The organism is Candidatus Kurthia intestinigallinarum (assembly GCF_003991225.1).
Lineage (GTDB): Bacteria > Bacillota > Bacilli > Bacillales_A > Planococcaceae > Kurthia > Kurthia populi.
The window spans coordinates 1-14,803 of the sequence record NZ_JTFC01000017.1 but is presented as its reverse complement, the minus strand read 5'-3'; the positions used below and the strand labels follow the sequence as shown (position 1 = coordinate 14,803).

At 40.5% G+C, this 14,803-nt stretch carries 14 protein-coding genes and 1 rRNA gene; 10 read left to right on the top strand and 5 right to left on the bottom strand.

Annotated features, from left to right (window positions below):
* Positions 1-117 precede the first annotated feature (117 nt).
* From QI30_RS04920 to QI30_RS04905, 4 genes are all read left to right on the top strand, one after another.
* The gene (locus QI30_RS04920; protein WP_126989825.1) at positions 118-1,323 is read left to right on the top strand and encodes an NAD(P)/FAD-dependent oxidoreductase; all 1,206 of its coding nucleotides are present in this window, start codon (positions 118-120) and stop codon (positions 1,321-1,323) included.
* A 67-nt stretch (positions 1,324-1,390) separates the two neighbouring features.
* Positions 1,391-1,882, top strand: coding sequence for an NUDIX domain-containing protein (locus tag QI30_RS04915; RefSeq protein WP_126989824.1), 492 nt, complete (start codon positions 1,391-1,393; stop codon positions 1,880-1,882).
* Between the two features lie 102 nt (positions 1,883-1,984).
* Positions 1,985-3,256, top strand: a complete 1,272-nt coding sequence (locus QI30_RS04910) for a hypothetical protein (RefSeq protein ID WP_126989823.1) — start codon at positions 1,985-1,987, stop codon at positions 3,254-3,256.
* Positions 3,257-3,258: 2 nt separating this feature from the next.
* On the top strand, positions 3,259-3,822 hold the full coding sequence (locus QI30_RS04905; RefSeq protein ID WP_233600520.1) for a DUF5366 family protein: 564 nt from the start codon (positions 3,259-3,261) through the stop codon (positions 3,820-3,822).
* Positions 3,823-3,959: 137 nt separating this feature from the next.
* On the opposite strand, the gene QI30_RS04900 is transcribed toward QI30_RS04905, so the two are convergent.
* Positions 3,960-5,822: a transglycosylase domain-containing protein gene (locus tag QI30_RS04900; RefSeq protein WP_126989822.1), complete on the bottom strand. Its 1,863-nt coding sequence runs from the start codon at positions 5,820-5,822 to the stop codon at positions 3,960-3,962.
* Between the two features lie 171 nt (positions 5,823-5,993).
* Between QI30_RS04900 and QI30_RS04895 the strand changes: the two genes are divergently transcribed.
* Positions 5,994-6,581, top strand: coding sequence for a peptidylprolyl isomerase (locus QI30_RS04895; protein WP_126989821.1), 588 nt, complete (start codon positions 5,994-5,996; stop codon positions 6,579-6,581).
* A gap of 675 nt (positions 6,582-7,256) precedes the next feature.
* On the opposite strand, the gene QI30_RS04890 is transcribed toward QI30_RS04895, so the two are convergent.
* Positions 7,257-8,426, bottom strand: a complete 1,170-nt coding sequence (locus tag QI30_RS04890; RefSeq protein WP_126989820.1) for a MalY/PatB family protein — start codon at positions 8,424-8,426, stop codon at positions 7,257-7,259.
* Between the two features lie 82 nt (positions 8,427-8,508).
* On the opposite strand from QI30_RS04890, the gene QI30_RS04885 reads away from it, so the two are divergent.
* The 3 genes from QI30_RS04885 (at position 8,509) to QI30_RS04875 (ending at position 10,770) form a co-directional block, all read left to right on the top strand.
* Positions 8,509-8,760, top strand: a complete 252-nt coding sequence (locus QI30_RS04885) for a DUF1871 family protein (RefSeq protein WP_126989819.1) — start codon at positions 8,509-8,511, stop codon at positions 8,758-8,760.
* Positions 8,761-8,968: 208 nt separating this feature from the next.
* Positions 8,969-9,343, top strand: a complete 375-nt coding sequence (yugI, locus tag QI30_RS04880; RefSeq protein ID WP_126989818.1) for a S1 domain-containing post-transcriptional regulator GSP13 — start codon at positions 8,969-8,971, stop codon at positions 9,341-9,343.
* Positions 9,344-9,525: 182 nt separating this feature from the next.
* A complete protein-coding gene (locus tag QI30_RS04875) occupies positions 9,526-10,770 on the top strand; it encodes a Glu/Leu/Phe/Val family dehydrogenase (RefSeq protein ID WP_126989817.1) in 1,245 nt (414 codons plus the stop codon).
* 134 nt (positions 10,771-10,904) lie between these two features.
* Here QI30_RS04875 and QI30_RS04870 read toward each other — a convergent pair whose 3' ends face one another.
* The 3 genes from QI30_RS04870 to QI30_RS04860 all read right to left on the bottom strand — a co-directional run bounded on the left by QI30_RS04870 (position 10,905) and on the right by QI30_RS04860 (position 13,420).
* A complete protein-coding gene (locus QI30_RS04870) occupies positions 10,905-11,606 on the bottom strand; it encodes a metallophosphoesterase family protein (protein ID WP_126989816.1) in 702 nt (233 codons plus the stop codon).
* Positions 11,607-11,678: 72 nt separating this feature from the next.
* The gene (locus QI30_RS04865; RefSeq protein ID WP_126989815.1) at positions 11,679-12,686 is read right to left on the bottom strand and encodes a cation diffusion facilitator family transporter; all 1,008 of its coding nucleotides are present in this window, start codon (positions 12,684-12,686) and stop codon (positions 11,679-11,681) included.
* 14 nt (positions 12,687-12,700) lie between these two features.
* Complete coding sequence (locus QI30_RS04860) at positions 12,701-13,420, bottom strand: MgtC/SapB family protein (RefSeq protein WP_126989814.1); 720 nt, start codon at positions 13,418-13,420, stop codon at positions 12,701-12,703.
* A 118-nt stretch (positions 13,421-13,538) separates the two neighbouring features.
* On the opposite strand from QI30_RS04860, the gene QI30_RS04855 reads away from it, so the two are divergent.
* Complete coding sequence (locus tag QI30_RS04855; RefSeq protein ID WP_126989813.1) at positions 13,539-14,429, top strand: DMT family transporter; 891 nt, start codon at positions 13,539-13,541, stop codon at positions 14,427-14,429.
* 248 nt (positions 14,430-14,677) lie between these two features.
* Positions 14,678-14,803 (top strand): 16S ribosomal RNA (locus QI30_RS04850); the annotation flags it as partial.

Sequence of the window (14,803 nt, the reverse complement as noted above, 5' to 3'; positions counted from 1 at the left end):
TGAATCCAAGGCTTTGTGCAGCACTGTGCAAAGCTTTTTTTATTCCCTTTTTTTGGGCATTTGGCAATTGTTCATGGTATGGTAATAGTAAATACTTTTTAAAGGTGGGTTCATGTGATGAAAAAAACGAAGATTGTCGTTGTTGGCGCAGGCTATGGTGGTCTAGCAACGGCTGTGACATTGCAGCGTAAAGTGAATGCAGACAATGTGTCGATTACATTAATTAATAAAAATGATTATCACTATGAAACGACGTGGTTACATGAAGCAGCAGCTGGCGTGATTTCAGCGAATGATGTGTGCTATGAAATCGAGCCACTTTTAAAAGATTCAGCGACTTTTGTACAAGCAACGGTGGAAGCATTAGATGTGGATAGCAAGCAAGTCCTCACAACGAATGGTGTATTTGATTATGATTACTTAGTTGTTGGTTTAGGATTTGAAGTACAGGATTACGGTATTCCGGGGATTAAAGAGCATGCCCAGTCGATTTCAAATGCCTTATCTGCATCAAAAATTTGGACGCATATTAATGCACAATTTGCAATGTATGAAAAAGAGCAAAGCCCTGAATATGCGACCATTGTTGTAGGTGGAGCAGGCTTTACGGGCATTGAATTTGTCGGCTCACTCGTTGATCAATTACCAAAGCTTGCCCAGGCCTATCATATTCCACAAGAAGCGCTTCGTGTCATTTGTGCTGAAGCGGATACGAGCATTTTACCTGGCTTCTCAGAATCACTTTCTCTGTATGCGAAACAGCAGCTAGAAGCACGCGGCGTTGAATTTTTAACACAAACGGCTGTAATTGGCGTAACCGATAAGGCAGTAACCGTGCGTGGACCACAGGGTGAAGAAGCGATTGCGGCATCGACGCTTGTGTGGACGGCAGGTGTGAAAGGCTCCGCTGTAATTGAGCAGTCCTCTATTCCGTCAACAGGTGGCCGCGTGCAAGTATTACCAACATTAAATGTAGCAGATTACCCAGAAGTATTTATTGTCGGAGATTCGGCCATTGTTACAGACCGCTATCATCAAAAGCCTTATCCACCAACAGCACAAATCGCCATGCAACAAGGCGAAGCGATTGCAAATAATTTGCAGCATCTGCTTGAGGGTGAGCCATTGACGCCGTTTATGCCAAATTTAAAAGGTTCTGTCTGCTCACTAGGCAGCGGCGATGGCGTAGCGCTTGTGAAGGAGCGCGAATATACAGGACGTAAAGCGGCTGTTTTAAAGAAAATGATTGATAATCATGCACTTTTCTTAGTAGGGGGACCAGGTCTCATTGCGAAGAAGGGGAAATTTAATATCTTTAAGTAGCTAAAATTTTCTTTTTTGCGTATTTCTTCGTACAATAAAGTAGTGAATTGTCAGGAGGAGATCGCCAATGGATAATAATGAACGCAGTCGCGTTTGGCTTGGAGTCGCAGGGTTAGTGGAAAATGAACTTGGCGAATGGCTCGTTGTCATGAAGCGCTACGGGGGCTTAGATGGCAAATGGTCGCTTCCGGCAGGCTTTGTAAAACCGGGCGAAACGGTTGATGAAGCGTGTCAGCGCGAATTAAAAGAAGAAACGAATGTGCATGCATCGATGCAAGGGTTTTTAGGATTTCGTACAGGGGTTTTGCAGTATGATATTAGCGATAATTTGGCTGTATTTTATTTAACGGCACATACCGCAGAGCAAAATTTAAAGGCGCAGCTAGATGAGCTATACGAAGTGCGCTGGATGTCACCTGAGGAATTAGGACAAGATGATCGCACATCGTTAATGATTCTAGAGCTACTTGATTTAAAACTACAAGCAAAACCCATTAAACTCGACGAGCTTGAGGATGATAATGTGTTTGGTTATACAGCGTATAAATTATTTTTCTAATAACAAAAAAGCGAGATGGACGGCTAGTGGCTGTTGTCTCGTTTTTTGCATTCATGCGACTATCGGCATGGTATACTAGAAGCGTTAAAATGAGGTGATGGAATGAATTATCGACTTGAGCAACAACAACAGACGGGGGACGTTACGATTATCGGCGTTTCACGTCATCAGCATACCGTTTCAGGATGGGCTGACTTTTCAGCCTCACTGTCAGTGCCAATGGATGAGTGGATGAAGACAGGAGATATTCAACTGAAAAAGGGCGCCTTAACTGTTCTTCCAACAGCGACAGGGCGTATTTTATGTGTGGGACTTGATCACCGCAAGCAGCTAAGTGAAGCGGATATCGATACGATATTTGAGGCGGTCGGCGCGCTCATGATCGAACGTAAATGGTCGCGTGCAAATGTGATGCTTGAAACGTTTTTTATGCCGCAATTTTCAAAACAAATGGTAGCAAGTCATATACTATCCGCTATTCGTTATGGCAGTTATACACCCTATGGCTATCAAACTTCGTCAAATGAAGCCGATGTATCGATAGATGAGCTAATTTTTATTACAGACGAACGACTTGAGCTAACAGACGCACATCGCGAAAGTGAGCAATTAGCTGTATGGCGTGCTTATGAAGACGAACCAGTCAATGTGCTAACAGCAGCGCATATAGAGGAGCGTATTATTGCGTATTGTCATGATGCTGAGTTAGCGTGTCAGGTGTTAACGCTTCAGGATTTAGAAGCGCTTGGTTTTGGCGCGGCGCTCATGGCCTACGAAGAAGATGTGCGCGTTTTACTCGTCAATACGACACTTGAGGCACAGCATGCGGTTGTCGGGGCTTTTGCAGTCGGCGATACGATGCCGCTTTTTAGTAGTGTAGAAGCGGTCGTCACTGCACAAGTAATGGGTGTTTTTGCGATTGGCACCTTAAAGGCAACGTTGCCGAATAAGCATGTCATTACAACAATGATTGGAAAAACGATTGAGCTAGCGGAAGGTGCATTAGCGAGTGATTTGGCACTTGTCGATGTGTTAGCCTTTGCGGCAACACAGCATGTGCAGTCGGTAACAACGGTCTCAACTTTAAGTGAAGAGGGCCAGCTTGTCTTTGGGGATACGGGTTCCATTGCGTATACGAATGGGCGCATGAAAGCACCGGAAGCAGATTTAGTTGTCCAAGCAGCCATGCCAAAGCCAAGTACATTAGCAGATGCTCTACTAAAACGCTATACAAAAGGTCGTGTTATGCAACGTGCAGCACTGTATCGGTTATTCGCGCCAGCGCTATGGGTTCATTTAGAATTGCCTCATCATGCAAGAAAGCAGCAGGTCCAGCTCGGACAGTTGCTACGAAATTTAATTAAAGAGGACTAGATATGATTAAAAACCCTTATTTATATAGTTATTTACCATTGATTACGATCATTTTATTTAGCTTAACTTTTGGGCTATTTAGTGTGAATGAAGCCATTATATTATTCCGGAAAATCGGTGTGTACGGGGGCATGCATGAGTTTTTATCAGATGTGCAAATGCGCATGCTCTTATTAATTGTCTTTTCGACGCTTTATTTTATGGTTTTTTCCGCACTTAAATTAATTGGCGAAACAATTCATAATGTCGGCATGCTTTTTTTCACAAAAGACTCGATTGATAGTGCCATCACAAAAGTTCGCGGAGGGAGTGTCATTTTCTTCTTCGGCTCATTGGCATCGGTCGTTGGCTTGACGAGTGTATATATTTTAGTCGCTATTTTTATTGCGAGTGCCTTTATTTATTTTATATACGTTACATACAAAATGAGCGATGTCATTTCGTTTGGTGCAGTGCTAGGTGTGATGTTATTTGAGATTGTCATGTGGGCAGTCATTTTAACATTATTAGCGTATGCGATTTTCAAACTATACAACGGCATCGTATCGAGCTTACCATTTAATTAAAAAAGAGACTGGGACAAAACACGTCATTTTCCTTTTTAATATTCGCAACGAAAAACCGGAACCGCACCACCGCGCGATTCCGGTTTTTTTATGCACATAGAAGATGTTGTTTTTACACGTATGTCAAAGCCTCTTTTTTATGGTCTCATAATAGAAGAGAAAATATGCTGTTGAATCTTGGCGTTTTCAAGTGCCTGCATACTGCGCGGTGTGTCATAGCCAATCCAGACGGCTGATGTATAGCGGTCTGTTAAGCCGGCTGTCCAAAGGTCGAAAAAGTTATTCGTCGTACCTGTTTTCGCACCGATATAGCTTGCGCCGGGCACAGAAATTGCTGTACCTGTACCAGAGGCGACGGTTGCCTGCATTAATGCACGTATTGTTTCGGCAGTAGATGCAGCCCATACTTCTTTTTTCTTTTCAGGCCATGTGTAAAGCGTCTGACCATCACGTGATTTCACACTGCGAATGGCATGAGAACGATAATATTCACCATTATCAAAGCTTGTATACGCATCGGCTAATTCGGCCGTTGTGACACCATACTCGAAACCACCAAGAGCAGATGTATAGCGGCGGTCCGATTCTGTCACAGAGCGGAAATCAAATTGATTAAGTGCACGGAATGCCGTAGCAAGACCGACATTATCAAAGAGGCGAATAGCTACGGTATTATAGCTATATTTAAAACCTGTCTCTAGTGACATATCCCTCACTGTGACACCGTCTTTATTTTCCGGGCAGTAATTTTTATGACAGAAAGGTGCTCCACTAACTGTTGAATCAGGCGTTGCACGGAATTTTTCGATATACGGTGCATAGTCTAAAATAGGTTTAATCGCAGAACCAGGCTGACGAACAGCTTGGTAGGCACGGTTAAATTCATAGCGCTTAAAGTTTTTACCACCATAGACGCTCACAACCTCACGTGTAGCATTATCAATGACGACACTCGCTGCCTGCAAGTCTTTATGGCCATTTATTAGGCTATTAATCGATGCGGTATCGCGTACTTGCTTCGTTTGATCAAGCGCTGTCTCAATAATTAAGCCCTTATTTCGAAGCTTCGTAACATGTTTTTTCAATTCTTTATTAATACGTGCTCGCTGTTGAGATGTTTTAGCGGCATCTAATCGTTTTTGATAGCCATCTCGCTCCGCAACAAGCCATGTTAACTCATTCATCACATAAGAGCTATAAGCAGGGTGATTTTGTTTTTTCTTTTTAATTGATAAATGGATATCTTCTTTTTTCCAAATCGCCACCTGTTGCTTCGAGGCGATATTTTTTTCGACCATTTTATTCAATAAGCGTTTTTGTCGCTTTTTTGTGTTATCAAAATTTGTTAGCGGATTATAGAGGCTTGGATTATTAGGAATAGCTGCTAGAAAGGCCATTTGTGCGCGTGATAATTTATTAAGCGGCTTATCAAAATAATACGAAGCCGCTGCTGATACACCGTAAACGCCATTAGAGAAATACATTTCATTTAAATAGCTATTTAAAATTTCCTCTTTTGATGATTTACGCTCTAGCTCATAAGCATAAAAAATCTCAAGCATTTTTCGCTCGTATGTTTTTTCTTGTGTTAAGTAGCGCATACGCACAAGCTGCTGCGTAATGGTACTACCACCTTGTGAGGCGGCACCACTGGAGTTATTCACCATAAAGGCACGAGCGATTGCTGCCATATCAAAGCCGATATGGTCGTAGAAGCTAGCGTCCTCACTATAAATAAAGAGGTTTTGCATAAATTCAGGAATATCCGCTAATTTTACAGGCTCGCGCCAATCCGTATATTCTTCAGAAAAAATCGTACCATTTCGGTCTTTTAAAATGGTTGGAACTACATTCGTAGTAGGGTCTGTAATCTGTACAGCATTATCAAACTGCTCACTAAATGCACGACTGGATTTTAGCTCAAGACCAATTTTTTGGAATAGCACAACAAGCAGGGCGATACTCGCAATAATGACGAATGAACCAAATACTTTTTTCACGAGAAACCTCCCTAGACTAGATTAAAATACTCATTAAAAGAATAGCACAAATTTCCTGGTTGTCATGCAAATTTATCGAAAATCCAATGAATTCGTAGCTTACAACTGAAATTGTCCGCTATGTATGTTAGACTATGAGCGTAAAATATTTCTGACATAAGGAGCGATACGATGTATCCACAATTAACACCAGAAGTTCAAGAAAACGAAATTAAAGTGGTTATGGACACAACAATGGGTCCAATCACTTTCAAGCTATTCCCTGAGAAAGCACCAAAAACAGTTGAAAACTTTGTAACACATGCGAAAAACGGTTACTACGATGGCATCATCTTCCACCGTATTATCGATTCATTCATGATTCAAGGTGGCGACCCAACCGGTACAGGTATGGGCGGTGAATCAATCTGGGGTTCTTCATTCGAAGATGAATTCGATCCAGAATTATTCAACATGCGTGGCGCACTTTCAATGGCGAATGCAGGTCCGAACACAAATGGTTCTCAATTCTTCATCGTACAAGCACCAAAAGTTGATAACTCTTTCATTAAACAAATGGAAGTACGCAACTGGCCAAAAGAGCTTATCGATGGTTACAAAAACAACGGTGGTACACCTTGGTTAGACGGTAAACATACTGTATTCGGTCAAGTAATCGAAGGCATGGATGTTATCGATGCAATGGCTAAAGTTGAAAAAGGTTTCCAAGACAAACCAAAAGAAGATATCAAAATCAACACAATCACTGTAGAAGATTAATTTGCCACTACAATAAAACGCCGCATCTCCATTTGGAGATGCGGTGTTTTTTTAATGTATTAAAAATTATTTTTATGTGGAAACGTCAATCCGTTCACGTCCTGAAAGAAGAAGTTCGGTTAAGAACGCCGCGTCCATGCGGCAACACCGAACTATGCCCATCCAACGAAGGAAGATCGACTAAGAACGCCACGTCCTGTGGCAACGTCGATCCGTTCACGTCCTGAAAGAAGAAGTTCGGTTAAGAACGCCGCGTCCATGCGGCAACACCGAACTATGCCCATCCAACGAAGGAAGATCGACTAAGAACGCCACGTCCTGTGGCAACGTCGATCCGTTCACGTCCTGTGAACGAAAAAAACCACCGACCGGCAAGTCAGTGGGAAAAGATGCATTTGAGATTGAATTTCACATGGCAAGTGTATTCTTTAGCAAATGCTTTTTATTAAAACGGTAATTAACACTATACACGTAGTTTTAAATAATAAAAATATGCCATTTATCGTATTTTTGTTGATTTAAAATCATATTTTTGTCAATAAAATACTTGGAGAAATAAAAAGAAACGTGTATAAAAGAGACCAATTCTTTATACACGTCCTTATAGATGGTGCTTTTTTAGTTTAATGTACTTAAAAATGTATAGTGTAGAAAAAATAAGAAAGAGCTAGTTAATTATGCTGTAAAGACAGCCTTAATACGTGAAATGCCTTGTTCTAGAGTTTCTTTAGGACATGCGATATTAATGCGTAAAAAGCCTTTGCCATATTCACCGTATTTTGTGCCGGGATCTAATGCGACACCAGCATCTAATAAGCGATTCATGACATCTTTTTCATCTAAATTTGTTGCGCGGTAATCTAACCACATTAAATACGTCGCATCATTTTCATGGATGCGTAAGCCATCAACTGCATTTAATTGTTCAGCTGTATAACGGATATTCGCACGTAAATAATCTTTTAGCTCTGCTAACCAATTAGCACCTTCCTTGCTAAAAGCACCTTCAATTGCGGCAATAGCAAAAATATTTAAGCCACCTTGTGCATGACTTTGCATTGTCTTTTGCAAGGTTTGACGTTTTTGCGCGTCTGGCACAAACATCATCGCTGCATGAATACCTGCAATATTAAACGTTTTCGTTGGCGCAAATAATGTAATGACATTTTCAGGATGCGCCGTAATTTTTAGAAGGGGTATGTGGGTACCCGTTAGCACAAGGTCGCTATGGATTTCATCGGATAATAATAGTACGCCATGCTTCGCACAAAGCGCATCGATTTGACGAAGTGCCGCCTCATCCCATGTAAAGCCAATTGGATTATGTGGATGGCATAAAATAAAGAGTGTCACATGTTCAGGTGCTAAGGCAGCCTCAAGTTTATCGAAATTTAACGTATAGATACCATTTGATTCATCTAGTGGACAAAAAGCGACCTCACGCGCTAATTGCTTTGGTGAATTGAAAAAGGGTGGGTAAATCGGTGCCGTCATTAATACAGTGTCCGTTTCACTTGTGAATGCTTCCACAACAGAGGCAATCGCAGGAACAACCCCTTGGTGATACAATACCCAGCTCGGATCAATAATTGTATCATGCTTCGACTTCAGCCAATTTGTTGTGGCAGTCGTGCAGGCTTCACCTTCAAATGAATAGCCATAAACGGGATTATCGAGGCGTTTTTGAATCGCTTGTGTAATGCTTTTTGGTGCTGCAAAATCCATATCTGCTACCCACATTGGAATGATGCCATCGACATTATCGCGTCCGTAGACGAGCTTTAATTTGTCCCATTTTAATGAATCCGTTTGTTGACGTGTGTAAACTTTATCGAATAAACTCATTGCTTTTAGCCCCATTTCTTTTTGCATTAGTTGATTTTATGCTATTATATCGAGTATTAATGGAAATAGATAGGTGGAAGCAATGGACAATATAGACATACAGCGAGAAGCGGAGCATATGTTAGCACAATGGAATGCTTTAAAGCTAGAGGATGACCAAGCAGTAAAATTGTTTGAAGCCTTGCAAGAAACGTTTGACCCGTCTGCTTTAGGAAATCAAATTCAGCGCATTTATGAAACGTCTTCTCAAATGTGGTTACCAATTGAAGAATGCATCGATACCGCCCGCAAATTAATTGTGCTAAAATTAGCGGCTTTGTTGAAGAGTAAATAAAAAAAGGACTCCTACTAATATAGTAGAAGTTCTTTTTTATATGATTCAAATCTCAAAAATGCTGTGATTTCGTATATTTAAAGATGTTTGAAAATTTAAAAAAGATATTTTCAGAAATAATCGAGAACTTTTGAAGCACCAATTCGTCTATGCTATAATGACAATGGATATATAAAAGAACAAGGGCAGTTTGGAAAGTAGGATGACGATGTCTAACAAGTATAAGGTTGGCGATATTGTTTCAGGCAAAGTCACTGGTATTCAGCCTTATGGTGCTTTCGTTGCATTAGATGCTAACACGCAAGGTTTAGTTCATATTTCTGAAATTACTTACGGCTTTGTAAAAAGCATTACAGACCATTTAACCGTCGGCGACATTGTTCGCGTGAAGATTTTAGATATTGCGGATAATGACGAAAAAATTAGTCTGTCACTGCGCGCTTTACAGGCAAAACCGATAAAGCGAAAAGAACAATTGCCACGCAAATCACTACAAGACCGAGTGGACGAAAAAGACTCGGTTGGCTTTAATTCATTAAAAGAAAAGCTCGGTGAATGGATTGAAGAATCCGGTTTAAACTAAGCAGCTTTTCGATTGAAAAAGAGTTGTCTCATAATGGGGCAACTCTTTTTTTAATTGTTTTGTAAGCGTTTTAAAAAAGATAGATGAAAAAAGTAGAAATAGTCGGCATGAGTGAGTGTTCTGTGTTACAATATGGGCGATATTGGTAATCTAATACTTAGTAAAGAGGCGAGGAATGTATAATGGCAGAAAATCTGAATCTATTTACATCTACACAAACGATTATTAAAGAAGCATTGCAAAAATTAGGTTATGATGAGGCGATGTATGAGCTTTTAAAAGAGCCATTACGCATGCTACAAGTCCGCATTCCTGTTCGTATGGATGATGGTACTGTAACGGTATTTACAGGTTACCGCGCACAACATAATGATGCTGTTGGCCCCACAAAAGGTGGCGTTCGTTTCCACCCGAATGTAACAGAAGAAGAAGTTAAGGCATTATCGATGTGGATGACATTAAAAGCAGGAATTGTCGATTTACCATATGGTGGTGGTAAAGGTGGCGTTGTCTGTGACCCACGTCAAATGTCAATGGGCGAGCTTGAGCGCCTAAGCCGTGGTTACGTTCGTGCAACAAGCCAAATCGTTGGTCCAACAAAAGATATTCCAGCGCCAGATGTTTTCACAAATGCACAAATTATGGCATGGATGATGGATGAATATAGCCGCATGGATGAATTTAACTCTCCAGGCTTCATTACAGGGAAGCCAATCGTACTTGGTGGCTCGCAAGGCCGTGACCGTGCGACTGCCCAAGGTGTAACCATCGTCATTGAGCAAGCAGCAAAACGTCGTGACCTAGAAATCAAAGGTGCACGCGTTGTAATCCAAGGTTTCGGGAATGCGGGTAGCTTCTTAGCGAAGTTTATGAATGATCTAGGTGCAAAAGTAGTCGGCATTTCAGATGCAAACGGTGCATTATACGATCCAGAAGGCTTAGATATTGATTACTTACTTGATCGTCGTGATAGTTTCGGTACGGTAACAAACCTATTCGAAAATACGATTACAAATGAAGAACTACTAGAACTTGAATGTGATATTTTAGTGCCAGCTGCGATTGAAAATCAAATCACAGCAGAAAATGCACATAATATTAAAGCAAATATCGTTGTCGAAGCGGCAAATGGCCCAACGACATCAGAAGCAACAAAAATCTTGACAGAACGTGGCGTTCTACTTGTGCCAGACGTATTAGCATCTGCTGGTGGTGTAACGGTATCTTACTTTGAGTGGGTACAAAATAATCAAGGCTACTACTGGACAGAAGAAGAAGTAAACGAAAAACTATACAAAAAAATGGTCGAAGCATTCGATAATATTTACAATGTGGCCATGTCACGAAAAATTGACATGCGCTTAGCAGCCTATATGGTCGGCGTACGTAAAACAGCTGAAGCATCACGCTTCCGTGGCTGGGTATAATAAAAAGAGGCTTTGACACATCTATGAGCATAAGAAAAAACCGGAATCGCGCGGTGGCGCGGTTCCGGTTTTTCGTTGTGAACGCTAAAAAGGAACATGATGTGTTTTGTCTCAGTCTCTTTTTTAATGCGAACTTATCCCTTAGCATTAATAGATACAATTTCTCTAGTTGGTAAGACAAGACAATGTAGTGCACCGCCAAAGACTGCGCCACCATCAAGGCCAATAATATTGTTATCACCAAAATAGACGGCGAAATTACCTCGTTCTTTATGAAGACGTGGTGTAGGCGTATGACCAAACACCACCGTTTTTTTGCCTCGATAATTGTCGTGAAATTCTTGGCGAATCCATAACAGACGATGTTTTGGCGTAATGCTAAGCGGCACCTCTGGATCGACGCCGCCATGGACAAAAATATAGTCGTCACGCTCGACATACGTTTCAAGTGAGCGAATCCATTCTAAATCTTCTTCAATTTCAGCTGTCACAAACGATTCAGGTGACATACTATGCTCGATATCCTCTGTATCAAAACCGTAGCTTTTAAGTGTTGCGACACCACCAGCTGTATGAAGCCAGTGTAGCCAGCTTTCGGTAGAACGATTTTTAAAGGCCTCATACATAATTTGCTCATGATTACCAGAAAGACAAATAGCACCTGCTTGTTGTAATTGCTTCATAAAGGCAATCACTCCTTTTGAATCAGGACCTCGGTCAATATAATCACCAAGAAAAATCAGCTCATCCTGCGATGAATCATACTTTACTTTTTTTACTAATGCTTGAACCATTGCTAGTTCTCCGTGAATATCTCCAACTACTAATGTACGCATCCAGTCAGCTCCTCGCTCCATAAAAAAAGAATTGTCCCGTAGAACAATTCTTTTGTAGCAATAAAAGAATTGCTATTTTGATGATAAATTGGCATTCTCTGTTTTTAACGTTTCCGGTCGTTCACCGATATGACTCCAGTTTGTAACACCGTCATCTTCGTCAAAATAAATTGTAGCACGACTAACACCTTTTTGTGCTAATAGCAGTTTCATTAAATTGTCTCGAACATCATCGGCAAAAGCCACTGTCACAGTCGGATCGATTTCAGCCATTAATTCAACATGTAAGGATTCACCTTCTTTAATAACCTCTAGACGACGAATATCTTTTATATGTGGATTATCGGATACAAGATAAGCAATATGATTTAACATTTCTTCATCTGTTTCACCAATTGCACCACGCGCATTTTCCAAAAAGACTGTCCCGACAACGAAGAACATCATACAGCCGATAATAATTGATACAATCCCTTCAATCTGATTAAACGGTGTGTAATGCGCAATGAGTACGGCGATAAAGGCTAAGACATTCCCGAGCGTTGCTACCGTATCTTCCATAAAGACAAGCTTTGTTGCAGGCTTAGCACGTCCGAGATTTTTCAGTGCAGATATAAATGTTGCAAGTCCTTTAGCCTCTACACCTGCCTCGTGATTAATTTCTTTACAAGCTTTAAATAATACCGTTCCTTCTAATAGGATACCTAGTGCTAAAACACTTAGTACAATCCAAACACCTGTAGAAGTCGTCGGATGTAAAATATGATGCCAGCCTTCTAAAATTGTTTCATATGCTAAAATCCCAACGATAATAACAGCAAATAAACAAACAAGATTAATAACCCGACCAAAGCCAGTGGGAAATTTTCGAGTTGGCGCTTTTTTTGAGAGGGCGGAGCCAATGAAAACAAAGAATTGATTGGCGGCGTCACCTAGTGAGTGCATCATTTCAGCGAACATTGCTACATTTCCTGTGAAGAAATAAGCTGCTCCTTTAACAATGCCTAAAATTAAATTAACAAAACCTGCTAGAAGCGATGGTTTATTACCTTGCTTTAAAAGTGAGAAAAATTCACCCATTATAAAATCCTCCTCTATGATAGAAGTTCAATTTCTACTGTTTCAACACAATCAAGTTTACGGATTTTCCGGTACATTGATAGTGCATCCTCTTCTGGTAACGAGGATAGCTGTAAATGAATAACATGCTTCAAAACGAAGTCCGCATGGATATCCTTAATATTGAATTGCTCAATGGTAAAATGGTTTATTTTTAAATAATCAAGCACGGTATCAATATCCTCTATTTGTAACACAACAATCTTTAGTGAAGCCTCTTTACGCCGCAATAGAGCGGGCCCTAAACGAAAGAAGAGTGGTGCTACAACTTCCACACCAAGTAAAATAATGAAAACGGCAATAAGAGCAGGAATATAGAAGCCAGCACCTACAGCAATTCCAATACCAGCTGCGCCCCAAATCATTGCTGCTGTTGTAAGGCCTGTAATGCTATCATTTGTACGATGCAAAATAACCCCAGCACCAAGGAAACCGATACCACTTACAATCTGTGCCGCTAAGCGAAGCGGGTCCATCGTAATATTGATACCTGGAACGGGTGTTGCACGTAACGCCGATTCCATTGAAATGATCGTCAATAAACAGCTAAATGTTGCGATAACAAGACTAGTTTTCAACCCAACAGGCTTGCCTTTCAATTCCCGTTCCACACCGATTATTAAACTTAATGTCGCAGCAATCAGCATCTTTATACTAGCTTCTCGTAATAAACTATAATCTGTCAGCCACTCCATCGGATTTCCCCCTTTTAAATGATATTGTCAGTTCATCTGTTTAATGAGAAAATAGGTTATTGCTTCATTGTACATCAGTTAAGTGGAGTATTTAACCAATTTTTCAAGGAGTAAGAAAATGCATCCATACTTCGCAATTATTATAGGTGTTTTATCAGTTGCCGCCTCTGCGATTTTTGTGAAATTAGCAAGTGCAGAAGCAGGAGCCATTGCTTTTTATCGAATGTTTTTTTCGGTGTTACTAATGTTGCCGTTATTTTGGCTAAAGCACCGACAAGAGCTACGCCTCACCAATTGGAAACAGTGGGGGATTATGACGTTATCCGGGATTTTTCTCGCCTTCCATTTCATTTTGTGGTTTGAATCCTTAAACTACACATCTGTTGCAAGCTCAACTGTACTTGTGACATTGCAGCCCTTATTTGCAATCATTGGTACCTATGTTTTATTCAAAGAAAAAATAACAGCTAAAACCATTATTGCCGCATGTATCGCCATTTTTGGTAGTGTGTTGCTTGCTTGGGGAGATGTGCAACTAGGTGGCACAGCATTATTTGGCGATCTTTTAGCATTGCTTGCATGTGCCCTCATTTCTTTCTATATGTTATGCGGGCAAAGTGTGCGTCAAAACATTTCATCTACTACGTATACGATCAATGTCTATGCGATTAGTACCGTTGTGTTAGCCATTTATATGTTAGGGAAAGGGGAAAGTTTTGGCCCTTATCCGGCAATGGACTGGCTGTGGTTTCTTCTATTAGCTATTGTTCCCAATTTGTTAGGGCATAATCTATTTAACTGGGCATTAAAATATGTTTCTGCAAATGCGATTTCAATTGCTATTTTATTTGAACCAGTAGGAGCTTCTATATTGGCATACTTTATTTTCAGTGAATATTTACATTCATCACAGATAATAGGTGGCATCATTGTTTTGGTAGGGATTATCTTCTATACAATCGATGAAAAGAAAATGAAAAAATATTTTAGAAAAACTATTGACGAATAATAGTTCTATGGTTTATAGTATTACTTGTCATTAAGACGGCTTATAAAACTTTATAAAAGTAGCGATTAAAAAGTTCTTGCTTTTTGAAAGTTATCGTGGTAAAGTAATAAAGTCGTCAGCAAGACGTACAAATGAACCTTGAAAACTGAACAAGCAAGATGTAATCACAATAAATTCGGTTCAATTGAATCGAAAAAATGTTATCAAGCAAGATAACGCTAGCAAAGCAAATGAGCTTTCAAACACTTTTTATGGAGAGTTTGATCCTGGCTCAGGACGAACGCTGGCGGCGTGCCTAATACATGCAAGTCGAGCGAATGACGAGAAGCTTGCTTCTCTGATTTAGCGGCGGACGGGTGAGTAACACGTGGGCA

What these genes read in the sequence shown, in the direction of transcription:
- QI30_RS04865 (WP_126989815.1), bottom strand. Translation starts at nt 12,686, where the DNA reads ATGGGTGAATTTTTCTCACTTTTAAAGCAAGGTAATAAACCATCGCTT.
- QI30_RS04875 (WP_126989817.1), top strand. Translation starts at nt 9,526, where the DNA reads ATGGCAGAAAATCTGAATCTATTTACATCTACACAAACGATTATTAAA.
- QI30_RS04890 (WP_126989820.1), bottom strand. Translation starts at nt 8,426, where the DNA reads ATGAGTTTATTCGATAAAGTTTACACACGTCAACAAACGGATTCATTA.
- QI30_RS04885 (WP_126989819.1), top strand. Translation starts at nt 8,509, where the DNA reads ATGGACAATATAGACATACAGCGAGAAGCGGAGCATATGTTAGCACAA.
- QI30_RS04870 (WP_126989816.1), bottom strand. Translation starts at nt 11,606, where the DNA reads ATGCGTACATTAGTAGTTGGAGATATTCACGGAGAACTAGCAATGGTT.
- QI30_RS04920 (WP_126989825.1), top strand. Translation starts at nt 118, where the DNA reads ATGAAAAAAACGAAGATTGTCGTTGTTGGCGCAGGCTATGGTGGTCTA.
- QI30_RS04855 (WP_126989813.1), top strand. Translation starts at nt 13,539, where the DNA reads ATGCATCCATACTTCGCAATTATTATAGGTGTTTTATCAGTTGCCGCC.
- QI30_RS04915 (WP_126989824.1), top strand. Translation starts at nt 1,391, where the DNA reads ATGGATAATAATGAACGCAGTCGCGTTTGGCTTGGAGTCGCAGGGTTA.
- QI30_RS04910 (WP_126989823.1), top strand. Translation starts at nt 1,985, where the DNA reads ATGAATTATCGACTTGAGCAACAACAACAGACGGGGGACGTTACGATT.
- yugI (WP_126989818.1), top strand. Translation starts at nt 8,969, where the DNA reads ATGTCTAACAAGTATAAGGTTGGCGATATTGTTTCAGGCAAAGTCACT.
- QI30_RS04895 (WP_126989821.1), top strand. Translation starts at nt 5,994, where the DNA reads ATGTATCCACAATTAACACCAGAAGTTCAAGAAAACGAAATTAAAGTG.
- QI30_RS04860 (WP_126989814.1), bottom strand. Translation starts at nt 13,420, where the DNA reads ATGGAGTGGCTGACAGATTATAGTTTATTACGAGAAGCTAGTATAAAG.
- QI30_RS04905 (WP_233600520.1), top strand. Translation starts at nt 3,259, where the DNA reads ATGATTAAAAACCCTTATTTATATAGTTATTTACCATTGATTACGATC.